Below are 24311 nucleotides of genomic sequence, written 5' to 3' on the forward strand. Positions count from 1 at the left end.
TCAGTCTCCCAGGGGCAGGCAATCGTCGCCGCCACGGTAATGGTCCAGGGCCAGCTTGATCCGTCGCAGGCGTTCCTGGTTGTCATCGGGCAGGGCCAGGGCCAGCTCGGTGGCCAGCACATCAATGGCCAACAGCATGCCGTAGCGGGCCGCGGTGGGTTTGTAGATGAGCGAGGTCTCGGCGCTGTGCAGCGGCAGCAGCACATCCGCCAATTGCGCCAGGGGCGAGTCGGGCAAGGTAATGGCCAGGATCCCGGCGCCGTAGGTACGGGCCAGGGCCACCGCCTCCAGCAGCTCGGGGGTGATACCGGTCAGCGAACAGGCGATCACCGCGTGCTGCGGCCCCAGGGCGGCGGCGGTGACACGCATCATCACCGGGTCGTGGCAGGCGGCAATGGGGTAGCCCAGGCGTACCAGGCGCACTTGCAACTCGCTGCTGCACAGGGTCGAGCAGCCGCCCATGCCGAAGGCGTGGATCATCCGCGCGCGCCCCAGCAGGCGCACCGCATCGGCGAATTGGGCCTCCTCGAAACCGGCCAGATGCTGGTGCAGCGCAGCTTCGATATCGCCAACGATCTGCCGGTAGAACCCGGACTGTTCCGGGGTGCCGGCAGGGTCCAGGAAGCGGCTGCCCACCCCACTGGCCTGGGCCAGCTGCAGGCGCAACTGGCGCAAGTCGCGGCAGCCGACGCTGCGGGCAAAGCGCGACAGGGTGGCGGTGCTGACTTCAGCGCGGCGGGCCAGTTCGTCGAGGCTGGCAGAGGCGGCAAAGCCCACATCGTCGAGCATCAGCCGGGCGATCCGCCCTTCCCCGGCGCTGAGAAAATCCAGGCGCGAGCGGATCTGGTAAAGGATGTCCATCTACAAAAACTCCGCGAGGACCAGGGTCAGGCCGAAGGCGATCACCGAGATCAGGGTCTCCAGCACGGTCCAGGTCTTGAAGGTCTGGATGACGGTCATATTGAAGTATTCCTTCACCAGCCAGAAGCCGCCGTCGTTGACGTGGGAAAGAATCACCGAGCCGGCGCCGGTGGCGATCACCAGCAGCTCCGGGTGCGGGTAGCCCAGGCCGACAGCCACCGGCGCCACCACCCCGGAAGCGGTGGTCAGGGCCACGGTGGCCGAACCGGTGGCGACCCGCATCAGCACAGCGAACAGCCAGCCCATCCACAGCGGCGAGAGCTGGAACTCATGGGCCAGGCCGACGATCTGCTCGGTCACCCCGGAGTCGATGAGAATGCGGTTGAGGCCGCCGCCGGCCCCCACCAACAGGGTGATGCTGGCGGTGGGCGCCAGGCATTCGTTGGTGAACTTGAGGATCGATTCGCGGTTCATGCCCTGGGCCAGCCCCAGGGTCCAGAAACTCACCAGGGTGGCCACCAGCAGGGCGATCACCGAGTTGCCGATAAACAGCAGGAACTGGTTGAGGCCGGTGCCGGGCTCGGCCAGCAGGTTGGCCCAGCCGCCGAGAAGCATCAGCACCACCGGCAGCAGGATGGTGGCCAAGGTCAGGCGGAAACTCGGCAGGCGCAGGCGCGGCTCGCGGGCGATGAACTGGCGCTCCAGGGGGTTCTGCGCCGGCAGGTGGATGTGCGGCACGATGAACCGCGCGTACAGCGGCCCCGCGATGATCGCCGTGGGCACACCGATCAGCAGCGCATACACCAGGGTCTGCCCCACCGACGCCTGATAGGCCTGCACCGCCAGCATCGCTCCCGGGTGCGGCGGCACCAGGGCGTGCACCACCGAGAGCCCGGCGACCATGGGCAAGCCCACCATCAGCAGCGACACCCCGACCCGCCGCGCCACGGTGAAGGCAATTGGCACCAGCAGTACGAAACCCACTTCGAAGAACAGCGGCAGCCCCACCAGGAAGGCGATGCAGACCATGGCCCAGTGGGCGTTGCGTTCGCCAAAGCGGTCGATCAGGGTGCGCGCCACCTGCTCGGCACCACCGGATTCGGCCATCAGCTTGCCGAGCATGGTGCCCAGTGCCACCACCAGGGCGATATGCCCCAGGGTCTTGCCAACCCCGGCCTCGTAGGCGCTCACCACTCCGGAAGGCGGCATGCCGGCCATCAGCGCCAGGCCCACCGACACCAGGGTGATGACGATAAAGGGGTTGAGTCGGTAGCGGGCGATCAACACGATCAGCGCAATGATGGCGACTGCGGCGTAGCCCAGCAGCCAAGAACCCGTAGCGGGAGCCATGGCGTCCTCCTTGAAAACAGCGTCACTTTCGAATGGTTGTGAAATTCATTAATCACTTAGAAAGGTGAACTTCAAACCGAGTGAAACTTATTTTCGTAAAGAGGCAGGCTTTGTCGCGAACAGCTAAGTGAAAGGCCGGCTTATGAAAATCGGCAGTGGGTATTTTCATCCACTGCCGCGGTGGCCGATCTCAGTCGTGATGCTCTCGGGCACGCTTGAGCAGCTTCTTGCAGCGCTCGGACAGGTGCAGCACCCGCAACTGCTTGCCGGCCTTGGCATAACGCTCGCGCAGGGTTTTCAGCGCGGCGATGGCCGAGTAGTCGACAAAACTCAGGTGGCGACAGTCGACAGTCACGTGCCGAGGATCGCCCGCCGGATCGAACTGGTTGAGAAACGGCGTGGTGGAGGCGAAGAACAGGGTGCCATGCAGTTGGTAGTGCTTGCTGCCGTCGGCTTCCAGGTGGCTGTCGGCGTACAGCTCGCGGGCCTGCTGCCAGGCGAAGTTGAGGGCGGCAATGACGATGCCGCAGAACACCGCCATGGCCAGGTCGGTGAACACGGTGATCACGGTCACCGCGAGGATCACCAGCACATCGTTGAGCGGCACCTTGTTGATCACCCGCAGGGACGCCCAGGCGAAGGTCTGCTGCGACACCACGAACATCACCCCCACCAGCGCCGCCAGGGGGATGCGCTCGATCAGCGGTGAGAGAAACAGCACGAACAGCAGGATCAGAGCGCCCGCCACCACGCCCGACAAACGCCCGCGGCCACCGGAACTGAGGTTGATCACGGTCTGGCCGATCATCGCGCAGCCACCCATGCCGCCGAACATTCCCGAGACCACATTGGCCGCGCCCAGGGCCACGCATTCACGGTCCGGGTAGCCGCGGCTTTCGGTGATTTCGTCGGTTAGGTTGAGGGTCAGCAGGGTTTCCAGCAGGCCGACCATGGCCATCAGGAACGCATAGGGTGCGATGATGCCCAGGGTTTCAAGGTTCCACGGCACCTGGGGCAGCGCCAGGCTCGGCAGGCCGCCGGCGATGTGGGCCATGTCCCCCAGGGTGCGGGTCGGCAGGCCCATCAGGTACACCAACGCGCCGACCCCGAGGATCGCCACCAGGGCCGGTGGCACCGCCCGGGTCAGGCGCGGCAGCAGATAGACGATGGCCATGGTCAATGCCACCAGCCCGGCCATCAGGTACAGCGGCTGGCCGCTGAGCCAGTGTTCGCCGCTCTTGAAATGTTCCAGCTGGGCCAGGGCGATGACGATCGCCAAGCCGTTGACGAAGCCCAGCATCACCGGGTGCGGCACCATGCGCACCAGCTTGCCCAGGCGCAGCAGGCCGAAGGCGACCATCACCAGCCCGCCCAGCAGCACCGTGGCCAACAGGTACTGCACACCGTGCTGCACTACCAGGGCGACGATCACCACCGCCATGGAGCCGGCCGCGCCGGAGACCATGCCCGGCCGCCCGCCGAACAGCGCCGTCAGGGTGCAGATGAAGAAGGCGCCATACAGACCCATCAACGGGTTGAGGTGGGCCACCAGGGCGAAGGCGATGCATTCGGGCAGCAAGGCAAAGGAGGTGGTGAGTCCGGCCAGGACATCGGCACGCAGACGTTTTGCTTTCATGATTGACCTGATAGACGGACCGGCAGGCGCGGCCCTGGGAAGTGCGGAAAGAAGGCGGGGAATGTTACGGAATTGAGCCGCCTCCGACCAGCCGGCCGTCGGCGCCTGCACAACGAAGGTAGGAGCTGGCTTGCCAGCGAAGAGGCCGCTCGACCTGGCGCCAGGCTTGCGGGCCCTTTCGCCGGCAAGCGGAACGCCGCCCGGCCAGCTCCTACAGGGGTTCAGCGGTTATTTGACGACCTTGCCGACACCGCGGCCACGTGGGTCGGAAGCGGTTTCAAGCGCGTTGCCATTGACCCGGATGGCCTGAATATCGCCCATCTCCCAGCCCTGATCTTCCAGGGTGTAGCCCATGGCCTTGAGCTCATCGGCCACCTTGCCGGTGAGCGGCGCATAGGCGTCGTAGTAGATGGTGTCCTTGGGCAGCAACTGGTGATGCACGCGCTGCGCGGCCACGGCCTTTTCCAGGGGCAGGTGGTAGTCGTAGAGGTTGTTCAGCACCTGGAAGATCGAGGTGAAGATCCGCGAACCACCGGGGGTGCCCAGCACCAGGGTGACCTTGCCATCGCGGGTCACCAGGCTCGGGCTCATGGAGGACAGCATGCGCTTGCCCGGGGCGATGGCGTTGGCGTCGCCGCCCACTACACCGAAGGCGTTGGCCACGCCCGGCTTGGCGCTGAAGTCGTCCATTTCGTCGTTGAGCAAAAAGCCCGCGCCCTTGACCACCACGCCGCTGCCATAGTCCCAGTTCAGGGTGTAGGTGTTGCTCACCGCGTTGCCCTGGGCATCGACGATGGAGAAGTGGGTGGTCTGGTGCGGCTCAAGCCCGGGGCGCACTTTCTCGGTAGCCGAGATGGCGTTGGGGTTGACCTCGGCGGCGCGTTTTTTCAGATACGCCGGGTCGGTCAGTTGCTTGACCGGAACATCGGAAAACGCCGGGTCGCCCAGGTAGTCGGCGCGGTCGGCGAACACCCGCTTTTCGATTTCCGCCAGCAGGTGAATGTATTTGGCCGAATTGAGCTCCACACCCTTGAAGTCCGCCGCGCGCTCTTCCTTGATGCTGATCAGCTGCGCCAGGGCCACCCCGCCAGAGCTGGGCGGCGGCGCGGTGTACAGGGTGTTGCCACGGAAGGTCACCTGCAGCGGCTGGCGCCACTGGACCTTGTAGTCCTGCAGGTCCTGCTTGGTGATCAGGCCCTTGTCGGCCTGCATCTGCGCCACCAGCAAGTCGGCGGTCTTGCCGCTGTAGAACTCCTTGGCGCCCTGGTCGGCGATGCGCTCCAGGGTCGCGGCCAGCTCCGGCTGGCGGAAGGTCTCGCCCGGTTTCATGCTGCCGAAGTAGTCGCCGAAGTTGGTGGTGCCGTTGAACAGCTTCAACGCATCCTCGCGGTACTGGTACTGCTTGTCGGCCACCTTGAAGCCGTTCTTCGCATAACCCACGGCCGGGGTGATCAGCTCGCTCCACGGCAACTTGCCGAACTTCTGGTGAGCCTCCCACAGGCCCATCACCGTACCCGGCACCCCGGCGGCGCGGGCGCCCACCAGGCTCAGGTTCTCGATCACCTCGCCCTTTTCATTCAGGTACATGTTCCGGGTCGCGGCCTTGGGCGCGGTTTCCCGGTAGTCGAGGAAGTACGGCTTGCCGTCGATGTACATCGTCATGAACCCGCCGCCCCCGATGTTGCCGGCCTCGGGGTAGGTCACGGCCAGGGCGAAGGCCGTGGCCACCGCGGCATCCACCGCGTTGCCGCCCTTCTTGAGGATCTGCGCCGCGACATCGGCGCCGTACTGGTTGGGCGCGGCCACCGCGCCGCCTTCCAGGGTCACGGCGAAGGCCGAGCTGCTGGCGGCGATGGCGGCCGTCAGGGCCAGGGTCTTGAACAACAGAATGCGCATAGGTCCTTCCTTTTCTTGTTATTGAACGGCAAGAACCTTAGGCCCGAGACGGGGGGTTGAGCAATCGCCAATCGTGGCACGAACGTCCCAAGCCTCAGCCATGGATAACCGTAGGAGCTGGCTTGCCAGCGAATGCAACTTCAAGAGTTGCGCAAAACCCGGGGGCCCCTTCGCCGGCAAGCCGGCTCCTACGGGGGATAGGCGGGGAATGGGGGGAGCCTTCAGCCCTGGAACTCGGGGTTGGCGTAATCGGCCAGCTTGCCCTGGATGAAATCCAGGAAGCACTGGATGCGCAGGGCCAGTTGCGAGTTGCGGTAGTACACGGCGTTGATCGGCTGGCGATAGCCGCTGTTGAACGAGGCCAGCACCGGTTGCAGGCGCCCGGCGCGGATGTCGTCGATGGTCATGAAGTGCGACAGGCAGGCAATGCCCTGCCCTTCCAGCGCCAGGTGGCGCAGGGTCTCGCCACTGGAGGCGCTGATGCCCGGCTGGATCTGCCAGCGGTCGCCATGCACATGGCGCAGCGGCCAGTGGTTGAGGGTCTCGGTCTGGGTGAAGCCCAGCAGGGTGTGCCCGGCCAGTTCGGCCACGCTCTGCGGCGTACCGTGGCGGGCCAGGTAGTCAGGGCTGGCGAGGATGTGCAGCGGGCTGCAGCCCAGGGAGCGGGCATGCAGGGTGGAATCCGCCAGCACGCCGATGCGGATGGCGATGTCGGTGCTCTGCTCCAGCAGGTCGATGATCAGGTCGTTGCTGTTGAGCTCCAGCTGGATATCCGGGTACAGGCTGCGGAACTCAGCCACGTAGGGAACGATGGCATGCAGCATGAAGGGCGATGCGGCGTTGATCCGCAGGCGCCCGGACGGGTTGCGCTGGCGCGAGGACAGGCGCTCTTCGAGCTCGTCCATCTGATCGAGGATCAGCTTGGCCTGTTCGAAGAAGTAGCGCCCTTCCTCGGTCAGGTCCATGCGTCGCGTGGTGCGGTTGATCAGCGTGGTGTCGAGCTTGGCCTCCAGCCGCGACAAGCTGCGGCTGACCGCCGAAGGGGTCTGGGCCAACTGCTCGGCGGCGGCGGAAATCGAGCCGCACTCGATGACACAGACGAAGACTTGCAACTCGTCGGATCGGGCTTTCACATGAGTCCTCTGGCGGCAGCGGGGCGACAACGCCCCTGAATTTCAAGGCACTCAATAGTAGCCGGATTCAGCCCGGCAGATTGAACACTGCCTTGAGGTGTTCCTCGTAACGCTGCACATCGCCTTCGATGTTCGGGCGTTTCATCACGTCCACACAGAGAAAGGTTGGCAGGGCGCTCATGCCCAGGAACTGGTTGGCCTTGTGGAACGGGAAGTAGACCGCGTCCACGCCCTTGGCCTCGAAGAAGTCGGTGGGATCGTCGAAGGCTTGCTGCGGGGCGTTCCAGGTCAGCGAAAGCATGTACTGCTTGCCCTGGATCAGGCCGCCGCTACCGTACTTCTGCGAAGCATCGGAGCGGGTCCGGCCGTCGCTGGCGTAGAGGCTGCCGTGGCCTTCGGTGAAGACTTCGTCGATGTATTTCTTGACGATCCACGGCGCGCCCATCCACCAGCCGGGCATCTGGTAGACGATCACGTCGGCCCAGAGAAACTTCGCCACTTCTTCCTGGATGTCATAACCCTCGTCGATATGGGTGACCTTGACCTCCAGGCCGCCACGATCCAGTACCGCCAGGGCGGTGTCGTGCAGGGTGGCGTTGTAGCGGCCATCGGAGTGGGCGAATTGCTTGGCGCCATTGAGCAGCAGTACTTTTTTCATGATCCAGCCTCATCGGGAACAACCCGTTGCGCATCGATGGCGGCGGGCTGTAAAGATTGAAAACGATGGCGGCAGGTTAATCAGGCCAGGGCCGGAGAATAAGCCCGGGTTGTTCAAAATACATTTGACTCAAACGCACGAATCAGCGGTGGATTGTTGCCTTAGAATTTTTGCCGACCTCCCCATCAGCAAGAGTGCTCCTTATGCCCACACCCCAGGCCTTCATCCTTCACGCCAAGACCCGCCCGGAACGGGCTGATGCCTTCGAGGCGTTCTTTCTCGGCCATGTAGCCGCCAGCCGCGCTGAAGCCGGCTGCATCGAATACCACATGCTGCGGGACCGACAGGACCCGAGCCTGTTCATTTTCTACGAGGTCTGGGCTTCCCAGGAGGCGCTGGATAGCCACTCCAGCCTGCCGCACATGCAGCAGTTCCTCGACGCGCGCATGGACTACCTGGAGCAGGACTTCGAGATCCGCGCCATCGACATGCTCAGCCCGGCCGCGGCTGGCCGCTGAGCAAAAGGTCTAGCCGCTGATCAGCAAGTGCCCGCCCAAGAGGCCCATGCCGACAAAGAACACCCGCTTGAACAACTGGGCGCTGATGCGCTGGCGCAACCACTGCCCCAGCCACATGCCCAGCAGCGCCGGGGCCAGGGTCAGCAGCGAGGCCCCCAGCTCGGCGCCGCCCAGGGCGCCGCGCCACAGCAGGCCGCCGGCCAGGGCCAGGGTCGAGACGGTGAACGACAGGCCCAGGGCCTGCACCAGCTGATCCTTGTTCAGCCCCAGGGCTTGCAGGTAGGGCACCGCCGGAATCACGAACACCCCGGTGGCCGAGGTGATGACCCCGGTGACCAGCCCGCACAGCGGCCCCAGCCAGCGTTCCTGGGCCGCCGACACTCGCAGGGTCGGCAACAGCAAGCCGCTCAGGGCATATAGCAGTAGCGCCGCCCCCAAGCCCCGCACCACCCAATGCCCGGCGTCGATTCCCAGCCACAGGGAGCCGGCGGCGGTGCCGGCAAAGATCGCCAGCAGCATCGGCCACAGGCGCTTGAGCAAGGCCGGAAGATGCCCGCCAAAGGCCAGTTGCCAGAGATTGGTCAGGGTCGCCGGAATGATCAGCAGGGCCGCAGCCTGCGCCGGCGCCATAGCCAACCCCAAGAGGCCCATGGCCACGGTGGGCAGGCCAAGACCGATCACCCCCTTGACCATGCCGGCCAGCACAAAAGTGCCGATCACCAACAGGGAAAGGGCCACTCCGAGATTCTGATAAAACGCGAGCGAGCTGTTCATGGGCCTATCCTGCGCCCTGCTCGCCCTGCTGAAAATCTGCCATATACTGAGCCAGCCTCTTGCCCGGCAATAGGCACATACAAAAACCTATGGCCCGTACCTCCGTAGGAGCTGGCTTGCCAGCGAAGGCGCACTCAAGCCCGATGCAAAATCCGAAGGCCTCTTCGCCGGCAAGCCGGCTCCTACATAAGAAATTGCTGGTTGGGGAATCATTCATGCACTTCGACCTGATCGACCTGCGCCTGTACCTGAACATTCTGGAGGCTGGCAACATCACCGCCGGTGCCGCTCGCAGCCACTTGTCGCTGGCCGCCGCCAGCGCTCGAATCCGCGCCATGGAGGCCTCGCTGGGCATCGAGTTTCTCGAACGCGGGCGTCGTGGCATCCGCCCGACAGCCGCCGGCAAGGCCCTGGCCCAGCATGCGCGAACGCTGCTGCTGTACGCCGAGCACCTGCAACAGGACCTTGGCGAATACGCCAGGGGGGTCAAGGGCCAGGTGCGCCTGTTGTGCAACACCACCGCACTCAGCGAGTACCTGCCAGAGCTGCTGGCAGACTTCCTGCACAGCCAGCCCCATGTCGATATCGAGCTGCAGGAGCTGCCCAGCCAGCGCATCACCCACGCCCTGCGCCAGGGCGCGGCGGACCTGGGGATCGTCTCCGATGCGGTGGACACTCAGGGCCTGATGACCCGGGCCTTTCGCGACGACCCACTGGTGCTGGTGATGCCCCCGCACCACCCCTTGGGTGCCCTGGCGGCCCCCAGCTTCAGCGACAGCCTGGCCCACGACTATGTCGGCCTGGCCAGCCACAGCGCCCTGGCGGTGTACCTGGAGGAACAGGCCCTGCACCTGGGCCGGCGCATGCAGTTGCGCATCCGCGCCGAAGGCTTCGACGCCGTGCTGCGCATGGTGGCCCGCGGCGCCGGACTGGCCCTGGTGCCCCTGGCGGCCCTGCAACGCAACCTGCACCTGGCTCTGCAAAGCCGCCCCTTGAACGAGGCCTGGGCACGCCGCCGCTTGCTGCTGTGCGCCCGCGACTTCGACGCCCTGCCCCTGTATGCCCAGGGCTTGTGCCGTGCGCTGCTAGAGCCTTGACTCTCCCCTTAGGGGCAGACTTTAGCCTTGGGGTTTATTCCTCAAGGACCACGGCAATGAGCAAACGCATCCTGGTGATTCTCGGCCACCCTTCGCGCCACAGCCTGTGCGCGGCATTGAGCGAGCGCTACGTGAAAGCGGCGCAGGAAGCCGGCCATGAAGTGCGCCAGCTCAGGCTCGGCGACCTGCATTTCGACCCCGTGCTGCGCGAAGGTTATCGCCAGATCCAGCCCTTGGAAGAAGACCTGCAGCAGGCCCAGGCCGACATCCTCTGGGCCGAGCACCTGACCTGGGTCTTCCCCATCTGGTGGGGCGGCATTCCGGCGCTGATGAAGGGCTTTCTCGATCGCGTGCTGCTGCCGGGCTTCGCCTTCAAGTACCGCCCCGGCAAAGCCTTTCCGGAGCAGCTGCTAAAGGGCCGCAGCGCCCACCTGCTGGTGACCATGGATACACCGCCCTGGTACTTCCGCTGGTTCTACCGCATGCCCGGCTTGCAGCAGATGCACCGCACCACCCTGGCCTTCTGCGGCATCAAGCCCTTGCGCACCCTGACCTTCGGCCCGGTGCTGGACGCCAGCCAGGAACGCCGGGCCGACTGGCTGCTGCAAGTGGAGCACCTTGCCAGGCAGTGAAAGCGCCGGATAATGCGCAACGCCGTCCACCGCCCGACGACCCGGTACTGGAAAAGGAGCCTTCATGTACATCGGCCAAGCCGCGCAACTGTCCGGAACCACGGTCAAGAGCATCCGTCATTACGAAGCCATCGGCCTCTTGCCCGAGCCGGCGCGCCAGGGCCGCTACCGCCTGTATGACGCGCAGAGCGTCGAGCAACTGATATTCATCAAGTGCGCCCAGCAGTTGGGCTTCAAGCTCAAGGAACTGCAGCAGGTATTCGCCACCCACCAGGGGCAGGCCTTCCCCTGGGACCGGGCCCAGGCGGCCCTGGCGCAGAAAAAGCGCGAGCTGCAACAGCAGATCGAGGATTTGCAGCAGTTGCAGGGCCGGCTCGAGCTGTTCGAGACCAGCCTGCAACAGGCGCGAGAGGAATGCCCCCTGGGCAGCCGCTAGGACCGCCCGGGCGGCCTTGCTTCAGACCTCCGACAAGCCGGCGACCACCCGCGGCTTACGAAAGCACAGGTAATAGACCAGGGTCAGCAACAGCAGGAACGGCACCCCGAACACCAGGGTCATCTTGAACGCCTCGGTGAAGAAGGTGGTGATCATCACCGCCCCCATCAGCACCAGCCCCAGCAGGGTGCTGTAGGGAAACAGGCGCATGCGGAACGACAACTGCTGCTCGCCGTGGCGCTGGTGATAGCGGCGGAAGCAGTAATGGGTGAGGAAGATCATGAACCAGGTGAAGATCGCGCCGAACATCGAGATCGCCATCATCAGGGTGAACGAACTCTCGGGGTACAACACGTTGACCAGGGTCGCCAGGGCGATGCCGGAGCTGGACAGCAGCAGGGCATTGAGCGGAATCCCGTTCTTGCTCAGGGCCCCCATGGACTTGGGCGCATAGCCGGCGCGGGACAGGCTGAACATCATCCGCGTGGTGATGTAGAGCTGGCTGTTCATCGCCGATAGCGCGGCGATCAGGATCACGAAATTCATCACCCCGGTGGCCCCGGGAATACCGATGGTCTGCATCACCGTGACGAACGGGCTCTGGGCCTTGCCGGCCTGGGCCCAGGGCACGATGGCCAGCATCAGCGCCAGGGTCAACAGATAGAACACCACCAGGCGCACGATAGTGGCGCGAAAGGCCTGTTTCACCGCGCGTTGCGGGTCCTTGGCCTCGCCCGCCGCCACCGCGATCATCTCCACGCTCAGGTAGCTGAAGATCGACACGATCACGGCAATCCACATGCCTTCGAAACCGTTGGGAAAGAAGCCGCCGTGAGCGCTGTAGTTGTGCAGCCCGTAGTCGGGGTTGCCAGAGCCGAACACCACGTACACCGCCAGGATGATGAAGCCGACGATGGCGGCGATCTTGATGGTGGAAAACCAGTATTCGAAGTTGCCGAAGGTCTTCACGCTGATGCCGTTGAGCACGATCAGCACGCTGGAGAAGGAGATGATCCACACCCACTCCGGAACGTTGGCGAACCAGTACTTCATGTACATGGCGATGGCCGTGACTTCGGCCCCCACCGCCAGCACGATGGCCGCCCAGTAGGCATAGCGCACCAGGAAGCCGGCCAGCGGGCTGACGTAGAACTCGGCGTAGGCACCGAAGGAGCCGGAGGTGGAATGGGCCACGGTCATTTCCGCCAGGCAGCCCATCAGGATCAGGGTGATCAACGCGCCGATGGCGTAGCTCAGCAGCACGCTGGGGCCGGCATAACCGATGGCGTAGGCGCTGCCCATGAAGAGCCCGGTGCCAATGGCCCCGCCGATGGCGATCATGCTCATCTGGCCGGCGGTCAACTGCCGCCTGAGGCCGTGCTCGCGATTGGATATCGCTTCGAAACCCTTGTTGGAGGTGGTCACTTTGAGTGCCTCTTTATTGTTGTGTGCACATATAAATCGTTGTGACGGCCCGTCCTTGTGCCGCTGGCCTGGTCGCCGCACAGGGCGGCAACCAGGGGGTGAAACACGTCTCAGGTCACGCTGTGGCGTACCTGGAATTGCGCCTGGGCCCAGGTTTTCTGGTCGAGGATTTCACCGAGGATCTGCACCGCGTCCCATACCTCGCTGAAGCGGGTGTACAGCGGAGTGAAGCCGAAACGCATGATCCGCGGCTCGCGGTAATCGCCGATCACGCCCCGGGCGATCAGGGCCTGGATCACCGCGTAGCCTTCGGGGTGCTCGAAGCTCACGTGGCTGCCACGCTTGGCATGCTCACGCGGGGTCACCAGCTTCAGCTCGTGACCGACGCAGCGCTGCTCCACCAGTTCGATGAACAGGTCGGTCAGCGCCAGGGACTTGCGCCGCAGGCTCTGCATGTCGGTCCGTTCGAAGACTTCCAGGCCGCATTCGACCATGGCCAGAGAGGTAATCGGCTGGGTGCCGCACAGGTAGCGGGCAATGCCGCTGGAAGGCTCGTAGCGGGTAGCCATGTCGAACTGCCGGGCATGGCCGAACCAGCCGGACAGCGGCTGGGTAACCAGGTCGCAGAGCGCCGGAGCGACCCAGGCGAAGGCCTGGGAGCCGGGGCCGCCATTGAGGTACTTGTAGGTGCAGCCGATGGCGTAGTCGGCGCCGCTGCGGCCCAGGTCCACCGGCACGGCGCCGGCCGAGTGGGCCAGGTCCCAGATGCTCAGGGCGCCCGCCTCGTGGATCAACCCGGTGGTCGCCTGCATGTCGTGCATGTAGCCGGTCTTGTAGTTGACGTGGGTCAGCAGCACCACCGCGGTGTCCTGGCCGATGGCCGCCGGCAGTTGTTCCGGGCTGTCCACCAGGCGCAGGGAGTACCCCTGCTGCAGCAGCTGCGTCAGGCCTTCGACTATGTACAGGTCGGTAGGAAAGTTGCTGCTTTCGGAGACGATCACCCGCCGCTGGGGCGCACGTCCGGCCTGGACCTGCAGGGCAGCGCTGAGGACCTTGAACAGGTTGATGGAAGTGGTATCGGTGATGACCACCTCACCAGCACCCGCACCGATCAGCGGCGCCAGCCGATCCCCCAGGCGCTGGGACAGGTCACGCCAGCCGGCCGTGTTCCAGCTGCGGATCAGGCCCTCGCCCCACTCTTGCTCGATCACCTGCCGGGCCCGCTCGGCAGCCGCCACGGGGCGGGCACCAAGCGAGTTGCCATCGAGGTAGATCACCCCTTCGGGCAGGCTGAACTGTTGGCGCAGCGGCGCCAGGGGGTCCTGTTCATCGAGACGCAGGCAGTGGTTTTTATCGATCATTGGCAGTCCTGTCTTGGTCAATGTCATGCCCACCGGAAGGGGCCGGGCACGGGGTCCTGGAAACCCGAAAACTTGAGAAATAATGGACGAAGGCCCGGAGAATTTTCGTGCAAAGTGCAGCGCGCTGTCGTACTAATCTCGAATAAAATTCTAATCCTCCAATAAAAAACGCGGATTTATGCCAACCATGACCCTCGACTCCACGGACCTGCGCATCCTCTACTTCCTGCAACAGGACGGGCGTATCAGCAATCAGGAACTGGCGGAGAAAGTCGCCCTCTCGCCCTCGGCCTGCCTGCGCCGCCTGCGCCTGCTGGAAACGGAGGGGATCATCAGCGGCTATCGCGCCCAGCTCAATGCCGAGCGCCTGGGCATCGAGCTGGAGGCGATCGTCCACGTATCCCTGCGCCAGGACGTGGAAGGCTGGCACGAGACCTTTATCGGCAAGGTCCAGCAGTGGCCGGAAGTGGTGGCCGCCTACGTGATCACCGGCGCCAGCAACTACGTGCTGCGCATCCAGGCGCGCAACCTCAAGCACTTCTCGGATTTCATCGTCAACCATCTGAACCGCGCCTCGGGCGTGACCGACATCCGCTCGGAAATCGTCCTGCAGAAGATCAAGGAACAGAACAGCCTGCTGGACCTGGTGCAGCGCAAGTAAGGCGTCCTAGAACCCGGCCGGGCGCCGCGCGGGGTGACGCTGGGCAGTGACGCTCGGGGTTTCGTCGAACAGCTTGCGGTACTCGGCGGAGAACCGCCCCAGGTGGGTGAAGCCCCAGCCCAGGGCAATCTCCGAGATGTTGCGCGCCGAGCCGTGCTCGAGAATTTCCTGGCGCACGCCATTGAGCCGGTGGCGCTTGAGGTAGGCCATGGGCGACAGGGCGAAGTACTTGCGAAAGGCCTCGAACAGCTTGAAGCGCGAGACGCCGGCGGCGGCCTCCAGGTCTTCCAGGTGCACGGTCTCGCGGGCATGTTCATGCAAGTGCTGGCGGGCCCGTACCAGATAGTGGGGCAGCTTGACCCCGAGCATCGCCCGCAACTCGCTGGAGTAGTTGTTGGGCTGGGCCAGGATCAGGCCCTTGATCAATGAGCTTTCGATTTCCCGGGTGAAGGCCAGCTGTTCATAGAGCTCGTTGCCCTGGGCCAGTTCGCCGATGAAATGCTGCGCCATGCGCCACCAGGCCGCGGCGGCACCGTGCAGCGCATCCATGCCGGGCTCGAAACGCAGCGGCTCCAGCACCGGGCGCTGCAACAGGCCCTCCAGGGCCTCGCTCATGGCCGGCCGGGAAATCACCACCTGCAGCTTGCGACAGTCTCCGGAGATGGCCAGCACCTGGCTTTCGTTGGGGGCGATGATCACCCCCTGGCCGCGGTCCGAGCGCAAGAGGCGCCCGTCCTTGCTCAGTTCCTGCTCGCCGCACAACGGCAGGCTCAGGCTGTAGCTGCTGAAGCGCTCGGTGTCCTGGATATCCACCACCACATCGGTGCCGTATTCGATGATGCCCAGGGTCGTGGAACGGGACCTGAGCACGTTGGCATTGTGGTGGAAACGAATGCGTTCGGGGTTGGCGGTTTCCAGGCGGTGAGGCCCACAGATTCCCGCCATCCAGTTCCTGGCCCCTTCAAGGTCAAAGCGATCGATACGAATCTCGCGAAACTGCCCATCAGCCTTGCTATTCATCACGGCGCACCCACGGCAATTTTTATTCAGCGCGCTCTGACGGCGCGTCTTGTATGACAGGGCAAGTTTTGCGCCAGCCGACGGCGCTGCCAACCCAGTGGATAGCAATCGTCGACTAAGTGGATAACCGGGCCCCATCACTCTCATTGGCTGCGCTCACAGTAGCCGATCAGCGCACCAACAGGCAGCCATCCATCGCTTGCCTGCACGATGCTGGGTAGATGCTACCCAGGGGCCTGCTGCTCCATGCCTTGCCGGGAACGGGCAATTTTGTGGATGACCTTGGCCGACTAAGCGGATAGCCGCAGGCCCCCTCCCCTCTCTCTAATGACGGCACCCGATTGGTCTGAATAAAAAAGGTACCGACTCATGAGTGGTGCAAGAAACGTCGAGCAGTGGCAAGACTTCATCCACAGCTGCCTGGATTTTCGTCCCGCGGACGGGGTGTTCCGTATCGCCCGGGACATGTTCACCGAACCCGAGCTGTTCGACCTGGAGATGGAGCTGATCTTCGAGAAGAACTGGATCTACGCCTGTCACGAAAGCGAGCTGCCCAACAACCACGACTTCATCACGATGCGCGCCGGGCGCCAGCCGATGATCATCACCCGCGACGGCGAGGGCAGACTCAATGCCCTGGTCAACGCCTGCCAGCACCGCGGCACCACCCTGACCCGGGTTGGCAAGGGCAACCAGTCCACCTTCACCTGCCCCTTCCATGCCTGGTGCTACAAGAGCGACGGGCGCCTGGTGAAGGTCAAGGCGCCAGGGGAATACGACGAGGGCTTCGACAAGGCCACCCGCGGCCTGAAGAAGGCCCGCATCGAGAGCTACAAGGGCTTCGTCTTCATCAGCCTGGACGTGGCCGCCGACAATTCCCTGGAAGACTTCCTCGGCGACGCCAGGATCTTCTTCGACATGATGGTCGCCCAGTCCCCCGATGGTGAGCTGGAGGTGCTGCCGGGCAAGTCCGCCTACACCTACGACGGCAACTGGAAGCTGCAGAACGAGAACGGCCTGGACGGTTATCACGTCAGCACCGTGCACTACAACTACGTGGCCACGGTGCAGCACCGCCAGCAGGTCAACGCCGACAACGGCGCCGGCAGCAGCGCCACCCTGGACTACAGCAAGCTCGGCGCCGGCGACGCCAGCACCGACGATGGCTGGTTCGCCTTCGAGAACGGCCACAGCGTGCTGTTCAGCGAAATGCCCAACCCGGCGGTGCGCTCCGGCTACGCCAGCATCATGCCACGCCTGGTGGCCGAGCACGGCCAGGCCAAGGCCGAGTGGATGATGCACCGCCTGCGCAACCTGAACATCTACCCCAGCCTGTTCTTCCTCGACCAGATCAGTTCCCAGTTGCGGATCATCCGCCCCATCGCCTGGAACAAGACCGAGATCATCAGCCAGTGCATCGGGGTCAAGGGCGAGAGCGACGCCGACCGGGAAAACCGCATCCGCCAGTTCGAGGATTTCTTCAACGTCTCGGGCATGGGCACGCCGGACGACCTGGTGGAGTTCCGCGAGGCCCAGCGCGGCTTCCAGGGGCGCCTGGAGCGCTGGAGCGACATCTCCCGCGGGCGCCAGCACTGGGTCAGCGGGCCCACCGCCAACAGCGAGAACCTGGGCATCCAGCCGGCCATGACCGGCACCGAGATCACCCATGAGGGGCTGTACGTCAACCAGCACCAGAACTGGCAGAAGTTCCTCCTGGACGGCCTGCAGCGCCGGCCCCTGAAACTGCGTGAGGTGTAAGCATGAATGCGCAATTGCAGTACCAGATCGAGCAATTCTTCTATCGCAAGTCCGAGCTTTGCGATGCCCAGGACTGGGACGCCTACCTGCAACTGTTTGCCGTGGACAGCGAGTTCCACCTGCCCCAGTGGGACTCGGAACACGTCTACACCCGGGACCCGAAACGCGAGATGTCGCTGATCTACTACGCCAACCGTTCGGGGCTGGAGGACCGGGTATTCCGCCTGCGCACCGGCAAGGCGGCCTCGACCATTCCCATGCCGCGCACCCTGCACATGGTCAGCAACCTGCGCATTGCCGAGGGCGACAACGGCCTGCTGCGGGTACGCCTGAACTGGCACACGCTGTTCTATCGCCTGGCCACCGCCGAGGAGTTCTACGGCCATGCCACCTACGACCTCAAGCCCCAGGGCGACAGTTGGCTGATCCAGCGCAAGCACGTGCTGCTGCTCAACGACACGATCAACTCGGTGCTCGATTTCTATCACCTCTGACCCACGGAAGTTCTCCCATGACGCACAAGGTCGCGTTCAGCTTTGCCGACGGCAAGACCCTGTTCTTCCCGGTCAAGGCCAATGAAATCCTGCTCGACGCCGCCCTGCGCAACGGCATCAAGATCCCCCTGGACTGCCGCGAAGGGGTGTGCGGCACCTGCCAGGGCCGTTGCGAGTCCGGCCAGTACAGCCAGGACTATGTGGACGAAGAAGCCCTCAGCGCCCAGGACCTGGAACAGCGCAAGATGCTCAGTTGCCAGACCCGGGTGCAGTCTGACGCAGCGTTCTATTTCGATTTCGACTCCAGCCTGTGCCACAGCGCCGACCCGGTGCAGTTGCAGGGCTCGGTGATCGACGTGCGCCAGGTGTCCGAAAGCACCGCCATCCTCCACCTGGACCTGGGCGGCCATCAAGCGCCACTGGATTTCCTCCCGGGCCAGTACGCCCGCCTGAGCATCCCCGGTACCGGCACTAGCCGGGCCTACTCCTTCGCCAACCGGCCGGCGGCGGACAACCAGTTGCAGTTCCTGATCCGCCTGCTGCCCGACGGGGTGATGAGCAACTACATCCGCGAGCGCTGCCTGGTGGGCGACACCCTCCAGCTGGAGGCGCCGCTGGGGGCCTTCTACCTGCGCCAGATCAGCCGTCCGCTGATCCTGGTGGCCGGTGGCACCGGGCTCTCGGCCCTGCTGGCGATGCTCGAACAGATCGTCGAGCAGGGCTGCCAGCAGCCGGTGCACCTGTACTACGGCGTGCGCCACAGCCGCGACCTGTGCGAGCTGGAGCGGATCCAGGCCCATGGCGAACGCCTGGCGGACTTTCGCTTCACCCCGGTGATCAGCGACGCCGACCCGGATTGGCCGGGCAAGCGCGGCTACATCAGCGAACACTTCGACAGCAGCGAACTGCGGGACCAGGACACCGACATGTATGTGTGCGGGCCGCCGCCAATGGTCGATTCGATCCGGATCTGGCTGCAAGAACAGCAACTTAACCGCGTTCAGCTGTATTACGAGCGGTTCACCGAGAGTAATATCTGATCCCGTCAGCATTCGCCGTGATCGACCCCGATCGATCCTGATAACAACTAGAAGAGAGCGCACATTAGTGGATCAAACCTTGAAGCAGGGTGAACTCAAGCGTGGCTTGAAGAACCGCCATATTCAGCTGATCGCCCTGGGCGGGGCGATCGGCACCGGACTGTTCCTCGGCTCGGCCGGGGTTCTCAAATCCGCCGGACCTTCGATGATCCTGGGCTACGCGATTGCCGGGTTCATTGCCTTCCTGATCATGCGCCAGCTGGGGGAAATGATTGTCGAGGAGCCGGTGGCCGGTTCCTTCAGCCACTTCGCGCACAAGTACTGGGGCGGCTACTTCGGCTTTCTCGCGGGCTGGAACTACTGGGTGCTGTATGTCCTGGTGGGCATGGCCGAGCTCACTGCGGTGGGCAAGTACGTGCAGTTCTGGTGGCCGGAGATCCCCACCTGGGTCAGCGCCGCGGTGTTCTTCGTGCTGGTCAACCTGATCAACATGATGAACGTGAAGTTCTTCGGCGAGGCCGAGTTCTGGTTCGCCATTATCAAGGTAGTGGCCATCGTCGGCATGATCGTCCTCGGCTGCTACATGCTGTTCAGCGGCAGCGGCGGCAGCCAGGCCTCGGTGAGCAACCTGTGGTCACACGGCGGCTTCTTCCCCAACGGCGGCACCGGCCTGCTGATGGCCATGGCCTTCATCATGTTCTCCTTCGGCGGCCTGGAACTGGTGGGCATCACGGCCGCCGAAGCCGCCGAACCGCGCAAGGTCATTCCCAAGGCCATCAACCAGGTGGTCTACCGGGTGCTGATCTTCTACGTCGGCGCCCTGGCGGTGCTGCTGTCGCTGTACCCGTGGGACGAACTGCTGGTGAGCCTCAACGCTGGCGGCGACGCCTACAGCAGCAGCCCGTTCGTGAAGATCTTCTCGCTGATCGGCAGTGATGCCGCAGCGCAGATCCTCAACTTCGTGGTCCTGACTGCGGCGCTGTCGGTGTACAACAGCGGCGTGTACTGCAACAGCCGCATGCTCTATGGCCTGGCCGAACAGGGTGACGCACCCAAGGCGCTGATGAAGCTCAACAAGCAGGGCGTGCCGATCCTGGCCCTGGGCATTTCCGCGCTGATCACCCTGCTCTGCGTGCTGGTCAACTACCTGGCGCCCCATGAAGCGCTGGAGTTGCTGTTCGCCCTGGTGGTGGCCGCATTGATGATCAACTGGGCGCTGATCAGCCTGACCCACCTGCGCTTTCGCAAGGCCATGGCCGAGCAGGGCGTGGTGCCTTCGTTCAAGGCCTTCTGGTCGCCGCTGAGCAACTACCTGTGCCTGGCCTTCATGGTGATGATCGTCGGCGTGATGTGGATGATCCCCGGCATCCGTGCCTCGGTGTACGCGATCCCGGTGTGGGTCCTGGTGATCTGGGGCTTCTACCTCCTGAGCAGGGCGAAAAAAGCTTCGCAACCCGCCCTGCGCTAAGCCCACAGGTTCACGCCACACCCCCGAGCCCGGCCTTATCCAAGGCCGGGCTTTTTTGTCGGCGCCGCCAAAGTGGTCTGCCAGCAAACAAGAATGTGGCTCGAAACGATAGTCCATCCGTTACCTAGAATCGGGCCTCTCCCGGCGTTTGGGCCAGGGAGCCTGTTCCTTGACGGAGAGTGGCTTATGAACAGAACCGCGACAGGCCTTAGACCGGCCGATATCTTCTCTCCCACCGTGGCGGCACTGATCTCAGTGCTGGTGAACTATGGCGGGACTTTCATCCTGGTGTTCCAGGCCGCTGAACTGGCCCGGCTGACACCCGCCCAGACCACCTCCTGGGTCTGGGCCGTGTCCCTGGGCGTGGGCCTCTCCGGCATGTGGCTGAGCCTGCGCTACAAGGCGCCGATCATCACCGCCTGGTCCACCCCCGGGGCGGCCTTCTTGGCCACGGTGATGCCCTTCACGCCCTATGCCGAGGTGATCGGCGCCTACCTGGTTTGCGCCCTGGGGTTCATCGTCCTGGGCGGGTCCGGGGCTTTCGACAAGCTGGTGCGCCTGATTCCCAAGGGCATCGCGGCTGGCCTGCTGGCAGGCATCCTGCTGCAGTTCGGGATCAACGCCTTTGGCGGCGCGAGTGCCGATCCACTGCTGGTGATCGTGCTGGTACTGTCCTATGCGGTGCTGCGGCGCTTCACTTCACGCTTTGCCGTGGTGGGCATCCTGTTCATCGGCCTGGCGTTGCTGATCGTCCAGGAGCGGGTCGACTTCGCCAGCGTGCACCTGAGCTTCGCCGCTCCCCTGTTCACTGCACCACAGTTCTCCGTGTCGGCCTTGCTCGGCGTGGCCCTGCCACTGTTCGTCATCACCCTGACCGGCCAGTACATGCCGGGCATGCTGGTGCTGCGCAATGACGGCTTCCAGACCAGCGCCAACCCGCTGCTCACGGTCACAGGGTTGGGCTCGCTGATCATGGCGCCGTTCGGCGCTCACGCATTCAACGTGGCGGCGATCACCGCGGCGATCTGTACCGGCGAGGATGCCCACCCGGACCCGGGCAAACGCTATATCGCCGGTATCGCCTGCGGCGTTTTCTACATCCTGGTGGGGACCTTCGGGGTCACCCTGGCGACCCTGTTCATGGTCTTGCCCAAGGCCTTTATCACCACCCTGGCCGGCCTGGCATTACTGGGGGCAATCGGCGGCAGCCTGGCCAACGCCATGGCCGATACGGCCACCCGGGAAACCGCGCTGATCACCTTCCTTGCCACTGCCGCCAACGTCACTCTGCTGGGGATCGGTGGTGCCTTCTGGGGGCTGGTTGCCGGGCTGACCGTGCACCTGTTGATCCTGGGCCCGCGCAGCGCCCTGGCACAGGAACGCGCCAAGCCCTGACCGCCGGCGCTGGAAAAAGGCCGCTGGCTAGGGCTTTCCCAGGGCCTGGGCCAGACGCGCCATCGTCGCCTCGATCTCATGGGCGCTCAGGGACGCATAGCCCAATAGCCAGCCCTGCTGCTTCTGCTCGCCCGCATAAAGCCGGCTGAGCCCCGGCAACTGGATGCCAGCCCTGGCCGCACGTTGCTGGGTCAGCTCTTCGCTCCAGCCGGGTTCCAGAAGACACGGGACCTGCAAACCGCCGGGTGGCGGCAAGGCCCTGGCAATGCCCGGCAAGTGCCGCCCTATGGCCTCGAGCATGGCCTGCCGGCGCCCGGCGTAGAGCTTGCGCATGGCCCGTACATGGGCGTTGTAGTGCCCCTCCTCCATGAACCGCGCCAGGGTCAACTGGAGGATCTGCGGCGTGTGCCCGTCCATGATGCTGCGAGCACTGCTGAAGGCCCCCACCAGTTCGGCGGGCAGGATCATGTAGCCCATGCGCAGGCCCGGATAGAGAGTCTTGCTGAAGGTGCCGATGTACAGGGTGCGCCGAAACGGGTCCAGGCCCTGGACGCAGGCGGTGGGCAGGCCCTCGTAGTGGAACTCGCTGTCGTAGTCGTCCTCGATGATCCATCGGTCGTGCTCGGCGGCCCAGCGGGTCAGCTCCAGGCGGCGCTCCAGGGACAGGGTGGCACCCGTGGGGTACTGGTGCGAGGGCGTCACATAGACACAGCGGGCGCCGCTGCGGTCGGCTCGCAACAGGTCGGTGCGGATGCCCTGGCCATCCACATCAATGGGCACGATCCGCGCCTCGGCCGCCTCGAAGGCCTTGCGCGCGCCGAAGTAGCCTGGGTTCTCCATCAGGATCGGCTTGCCGGCGTCCACCAGCAGTTGCGCACACAGGAACAGCGCCTGGCGAGTGCTGCTCAGCACCAGGATCTGCTCGGGCTGCACCTTGGCCCCGCGTTCCAGGTTGAGGTAGGCGGCAATCGCCTTGCGCAGGGGCAGCGCGCCCTGGGGATCGCCATGCAGCAGCACGCTGGCACGGTAATCCTTCAATGCCTGGCGTTGCAGGCGCTCCCAGACCTCCAGCGGGAAGCTGCGGGTTTCCGGCAAACCGGTAGCGAAGGCCGTGACCGCCTGCTGATCGCTGACCCCACCCCGCGCCAACAGTGCCGCGCCGCGCCGGCTCAGGCCCGCTCCCGGTTCCGGGCTGTGGGCCGGCAACCCTTGCTGGAGCTGGCGCCGGCGGGACGGGCCACGCAATTGGGCACCGATGGTTTCGCAGACATAGCTCCCCGAGCCTTTGCGCCGCAGGACAAAACCGTCGCGCTGCAACTGCACATAGGCGTTTTCCACGGTGTCACGCGATACCGCCAGCGACTTGGCCAGGGCCCGGGTCGCCGGCAGCTTCACGCCGGGGCCCAGGGCGCCGTCGAGGATCAGCCCGCGCAAGGCGCGCTGGATGCGCTGGTGCAGGTCCAGAGGGCGGAACTCAGGATCGCTGAGCCGCATCTTGAGGGTTTCAAGCTCGAAGGTCCGGGACATGTGGTCTGCCTTAGAGAGTAAAAATGGTGCACCGAAGGCGGCCACCTTATCCCCCGAGCGCAACTGCCGCCAGCGCCCGCTGCTCTCTAACGACCTCTGTAGCCGCTGCCGCAGGCTGCGATAAGGTCCGGAGGACCTTCCAGACCTCAAGAACGCGTCTGCTGCGCTGCCGATCGCAGTCTGCGGCAGCGGCCGCACTCTGGGAGTCAGTCACCGGCAGGCACATGAAAACGCCCCGGCAGGCGGGGCGTTTTCGGGTCAGAGCGAGGAGCGCACTCGCCACAGTTCGGGAAACAGCACGGTGTCGAGCATCTTGCGCAGGTAGCCCACGCCCTCGGTACCACCGGTACCGGGCTGGAAGCCGATGATGCGCTCCACCGTGGTCACATGGCGAAAGCGCCACTGGCGGAAGGAGTCTTCCAGGTCGATGAACTTCTCCGCCAACTGGTACAGGTCCCAATAGGCCGAAGGGTTGGCGTAGACCTCGCGCCAGGCCGCTTCCACCGACGGGTCATGCTGAGTCGTGGTGGTGCTGTCCAGTGCCAGGCGCGCAGGGTCGATGCTCAAGCCGCTGCGGGCCATCAGGGCAATCGCCTCGTCATACATGGACGGGGTGGCAATCGACGCTTCCAGCGATTGCAACAGTTCGGGACGATGGGCATGGGGCCGCAGCAGGGCCGCGCTCTTGTTGCCGAGGATGAATTCGATCTCCCGATACTGGAACGACTGGAAGCCCGAGGACTGGCCCAGGTAAGGCCGGATCGACTTGTACTCGGACGGCGTCATGGTGGCCAGCACCGCCCAGGCGTGCACCAGTTGATCGAAAATCCGCGAAACCCGCGCCAGCATCTTGAACGCCGGCGGCAACTGGCCCTGGCGCACATGCTCGCGGGCCGCCTTGAGCTCGTGCAGCATCAGCTTCATCCATAGCTCCGAGGTCTGGTGCTGGATGATGAAGAGCATCTCGTTGTGGTCCGGCGACAGGGGATGCTGGGCGCTGAGGATGCGCCCCAGGTCCAGGTAGTCGCCGTAGCTCATGGAGTCGGAAAAATTCAGCTCGGCGTTATGCCACTCAGCCGGCGGATTGCTTGAAAAGGGACATTGGCTCATCGCGTGGGCTCCTCGCCTCAGGCAGCGGTTGCCCATCGCTGGCTGCGCACCCCGGATCGGG

General features: G+C 64.5%; 22 protein-coding genes. 10 read left to right on the top strand and 12 right to left on the bottom strand.

Translation table 11 applies throughout. The features are described from left to right. The 6 genes from M2395_RS17795 to M2395_RS17820 form a co-directional block, all read right to left on the bottom strand. Entirely contained in the window at nucleotides 1-861 is an 861-nt protein-coding gene (locus M2395_RS17795; RefSeq protein WP_123430044.1) for a MurR/RpiR family transcriptional regulator, read from the bottom strand. Continuing rightward, nucleotides 862-2211, bottom strand: coding sequence for a gluconate:H+ symporter (locus M2395_RS17800; RefSeq protein WP_011059137.1), 1350 nt, complete (start codon nucleotides 2209-2211; stop codon nucleotides 862-864). 190 nt (nucleotides 2212-2401) lie between these two features. Then, nucleotides 2402-3847: a SulP family inorganic anion transporter gene (locus M2395_RS17805; RefSeq protein ID WP_053156275.1), complete on the bottom strand. Its 1446-nt coding sequence runs from the start codon at nucleotides 3845-3847 to the stop codon at nucleotides 2402-2404. A 228-nt stretch (nucleotides 3848-4075) separates the two neighbouring features. After that, nucleotides 4076-5743, bottom strand: coding sequence for a gamma-glutamyltransferase (gene ggt, locus M2395_RS17810; protein ID WP_019095172.1), 1668 nt, complete (start codon nucleotides 5741-5743; stop codon nucleotides 4076-4078). A gap of 221 nt (nucleotides 5744-5964) precedes the next feature. Further along, a complete protein-coding gene (locus M2395_RS17815; RefSeq protein ID WP_011059134.1) occupies nucleotides 5965-6876 on the bottom strand; it encodes a LysR family transcriptional regulator in 912 nt (303 codons plus the stop codon). 67 nt (nucleotides 6877-6943) lie between these two features. After that, nucleotides 6944-7534, bottom strand: a complete 591-nt coding sequence (locus M2395_RS17820) for an NAD(P)H-dependent oxidoreductase (RefSeq protein ID WP_015634065.1) — start codon at nucleotides 7532-7534, stop codon at nucleotides 6944-6946. A 203-nt stretch (nucleotides 7535-7737) separates the two neighbouring features. Between M2395_RS17820 and M2395_RS17825 the strand changes: the two genes are divergently transcribed. After that, complete coding sequence (locus tag M2395_RS17825; protein ID WP_123430043.1) at nucleotides 7738-8052, top strand: putative quinol monooxygenase; 315 nt, start codon at nucleotides 7738-7740, stop codon at nucleotides 8050-8052. A 9-nt stretch (nucleotides 8053-8061) separates the two neighbouring features. Here M2395_RS17825 and M2395_RS17830 read toward each other — a convergent pair whose 3' ends face one another. After that, nucleotides 8062-8826 carry a sulfite exporter TauE/SafE family protein gene (locus M2395_RS17830; protein ID WP_123430042.1) on the bottom strand — a complete coding sequence of 255 codons (765 nt, stop codon included), beginning with the start codon at nucleotides 8824-8826 and terminating at the stop codon, nucleotides 8062-8064. Between the two features lie 215 nt (nucleotides 8827-9041). On the opposite strand from M2395_RS17830, the gene M2395_RS17835 reads away from it, so the two are divergent. The 3 genes from M2395_RS17835 (at nucleotide 9042) to M2395_RS17845 (ending at nucleotide 10991) form a co-directional block, all read left to right on the top strand. Beyond that, nucleotides 9042-9923, top strand: a complete 882-nt coding sequence (locus M2395_RS17835; RefSeq protein WP_123430041.1) for a LysR substrate-binding domain-containing protein — start codon at nucleotides 9042-9044, stop codon at nucleotides 9921-9923. 56 nt (nucleotides 9924-9979) lie between these two features. After that, nucleotides 9980-10555, top strand: coding sequence for an NAD(P)H-dependent oxidoreductase (locus M2395_RS17840; RefSeq protein WP_123430040.1), 576 nt, complete (start codon nucleotides 9980-9982; stop codon nucleotides 10553-10555). 64 nt (nucleotides 10556-10619) lie between these two features. Then, nucleotides 10620-10991, top strand: a complete 372-nt coding sequence (locus M2395_RS17845) for a MerR family transcriptional regulator (protein ID WP_053148950.1) — start codon at nucleotides 10620-10622, stop codon at nucleotides 10989-10991. Between the two features lie 21 nt (nucleotides 10992-11012). On the opposite strand, the gene M2395_RS17850 is transcribed toward M2395_RS17845, so the two are convergent. After that, nucleotides 11013-12416, bottom strand: a complete 1404-nt coding sequence (locus M2395_RS17850) for an amino acid permease (protein WP_011059127.1) — start codon at nucleotides 12414-12416, stop codon at nucleotides 11013-11015. Nucleotides 12417-12526: 110 nt separating this feature from the next. Next, nucleotides 12527-13777: a kynureninase gene (kynU, locus tag M2395_RS17855; protein WP_123430039.1), complete on the bottom strand. Its 1251-nt coding sequence runs from the start codon at nucleotides 13775-13777 to the stop codon at nucleotides 12527-12529. Between the two features lie 187 nt (nucleotides 13778-13964). Here kynU and M2395_RS17860 point away from each other — a divergent pair, with 187 nt between their 5' ends. Next, nucleotides 13965-14438, top strand: a complete 474-nt coding sequence (locus M2395_RS17860) for an Lrp/AsnC family transcriptional regulator (protein WP_011059125.1) — start codon at nucleotides 13965-13967, stop codon at nucleotides 14436-14438. 6 nt (nucleotides 14439-14444) lie between these two features. Here M2395_RS17860 and M2395_RS17865 read toward each other — a convergent pair whose 3' ends face one another. Beyond that, complete coding sequence (locus M2395_RS17865) at nucleotides 14445-15458, bottom strand: helix-turn-helix domain-containing protein (protein ID WP_123430038.1); 1014 nt, start codon at nucleotides 15456-15458, stop codon at nucleotides 14445-14447. Nucleotides 15459-15827: 369 nt separating this feature from the next. On the opposite strand from M2395_RS17865, the gene antA reads away from it, so the two are divergent. The 5 genes from antA to M2395_RS17890 all read left to right on the top strand — a co-directional run bounded on the left by antA (nucleotide 15828) and on the right by M2395_RS17890 (nucleotide 21613). After that, nucleotides 15828-17216, top strand: a complete 1389-nt coding sequence (gene antA, locus M2395_RS17870) for an anthranilate 1,2-dioxygenase large subunit (protein ID WP_123430037.1) — start codon at nucleotides 15828-15830, stop codon at nucleotides 17214-17216. Between the two features lie 2 nt (nucleotides 17217-17218). After that, a complete protein-coding gene (gene antB, locus M2395_RS17875; protein WP_053156267.1) occupies nucleotides 17219-17710 on the top strand; it encodes an anthranilate 1,2-dioxygenase small subunit in 492 nt (163 codons plus the stop codon). A 17-nt stretch (nucleotides 17711-17727) separates the two neighbouring features. Beyond that, nucleotides 17728-18750, top strand: a complete 1023-nt coding sequence (gene antC / locus M2395_RS17880; protein WP_053148942.1) for an anthranilate 1,2-dioxygenase electron transfer component AntC — start codon at nucleotides 17728-17730, stop codon at nucleotides 18748-18750. Between the two features lie 67 nt (nucleotides 18751-18817). Continuing rightward, entirely contained in the window at nucleotides 18818-20218 is a 1401-nt protein-coding gene (locus M2395_RS17885; RefSeq protein WP_011059120.1) for an amino acid permease, read from the top strand. A 186-nt stretch (nucleotides 20219-20404) separates the two neighbouring features. Then, nucleotides 20405-21613, top strand: a complete 1209-nt coding sequence (locus M2395_RS17890) for a benzoate/H(+) symporter BenE family transporter (RefSeq protein WP_123430036.1) — start codon at nucleotides 20405-20407, stop codon at nucleotides 21611-21613. 27 nt (nucleotides 21614-21640) lie between these two features. Here M2395_RS17890 and M2395_RS17895 read toward each other — a convergent pair whose 3' ends face one another. Beyond that, on the bottom strand, nucleotides 21641-23140 hold the full coding sequence (locus M2395_RS17895) for a PLP-dependent aminotransferase family protein (protein WP_077933305.1): 1500 nt from the start codon (nucleotides 23138-23140) through the stop codon (nucleotides 21641-21643). Between the two features lie 258 nt (nucleotides 23141-23398). Next, entirely contained in the window at nucleotides 23399-24250 is an 852-nt protein-coding gene (kynA, locus tag M2395_RS17900) for a tryptophan 2,3-dioxygenase (RefSeq protein ID WP_011059117.1), read from the bottom strand. Between the last annotated feature and the right edge of the window lie 61 nt (nucleotides 24251-24311).

The organism is Pseudomonas sp. BIGb0176 (assembly GCF_024810175.1).
GTDB classification, from domain to species: Bacteria; Pseudomonadota; Gammaproteobacteria; order Pseudomonadales; family Pseudomonadaceae; genus Aquipseudomonas; species Aquipseudomonas protegens.

Coding starts and splice junctions, on each gene's coding strand:
- antC (WP_053148942.1), top strand. CDS start 17,728: ATGACGCACAAGGTCGCGTTCAGCTTTGCCGACGGCAAGACCCTGTTC.
- M2395_RS17860 (WP_011059125.1), top strand. CDS start 13,965: ATGACCCTCGACTCCACGGACCTGCGCATCCTCTACTTCCTGCAACAG.
- kynU (WP_123430039.1), bottom strand. CDS start 13,777: ATGATCGATAAAAACCACTGCCTGCGTCTCGATGAACAGGACCCCCTG.
- M2395_RS17865 (WP_123430038.1), bottom strand. CDS start 15,458: ATGAATAGCAAGGCTGATGGGCAGTTTCGCGAGATTCGTATCGATCGC.
- M2395_RS17890 (WP_123430036.1), top strand. CDS start 20,405: ATGAACAGAACCGCGACAGGCCTTAGACCGGCCGATATCTTCTCTCCC.
- M2395_RS17805 (WP_053156275.1), bottom strand. CDS start 3,847: ATGAAAGCAAAACGTCTGCGTGCCGATGTCCTGGCCGGACTCACCACC.
- antB (WP_053156267.1), top strand. CDS start 17,219: ATGAATGCGCAATTGCAGTACCAGATCGAGCAATTCTTCTATCGCAAG.
- M2395_RS17845 (WP_053148950.1), top strand. CDS start 10,620: ATGTACATCGGCCAAGCCGCGCAACTGTCCGGAACCACGGTCAAGAGC.
- M2395_RS17800 (WP_011059137.1), bottom strand. CDS start 2,211: ATGGCTCCCGCTACGGGTTCTTGGCTGCTGGGCTACGCCGCAGTCGCC.
- M2395_RS17895 (WP_077933305.1), bottom strand. CDS start 23,140: ATGTCCCGGACCTTCGAGCTTGAAACCCTCAAGATGCGGCTCAGCGAT.
- M2395_RS17835 (WP_123430041.1), top strand. CDS start 9,042: ATGCACTTCGACCTGATCGACCTGCGCCTGTACCTGAACATTCTGGAG.
- M2395_RS17820 (WP_015634065.1), bottom strand. CDS start 7,534: ATGAAAAAAGTACTGCTGCTCAATGGCGCCAAGCAATTCGCCCACTCC.
- M2395_RS17795 (WP_123430044.1), bottom strand. CDS start 861: ATGGACATCCTTTACCAGATCCGCTCGCGCCTGGATTTTCTCAGCGCC.
- antA (WP_123430037.1), top strand. CDS start 15,828: ATGAGTGGTGCAAGAAACGTCGAGCAGTGGCAAGACTTCATCCACAGC.
- M2395_RS17825 (WP_123430043.1), top strand. CDS start 7,738: ATGCCCACACCCCAGGCCTTCATCCTTCACGCCAAGACCCGCCCGGAA.
- ggt (WP_019095172.1), bottom strand. CDS start 5,743: ATGCGCATTCTGTTGTTCAAGACCCTGGCCCTGACGGCCGCCATCGCC.
- M2395_RS17840 (WP_123430040.1), top strand. CDS start 9,980: ATGAGCAAACGCATCCTGGTGATTCTCGGCCACCCTTCGCGCCACAGC.
- M2395_RS17830 (WP_123430042.1), bottom strand. CDS start 8,826: ATGAACAGCTCGCTCGCGTTTTATCAGAATCTCGGAGTGGCCCTTTCC.
- kynA (WP_011059117.1), bottom strand. CDS start 24,250: ATGAGCCAATGTCCCTTTTCAAGCAATCCGCCGGCTGAGTGGCATAAC.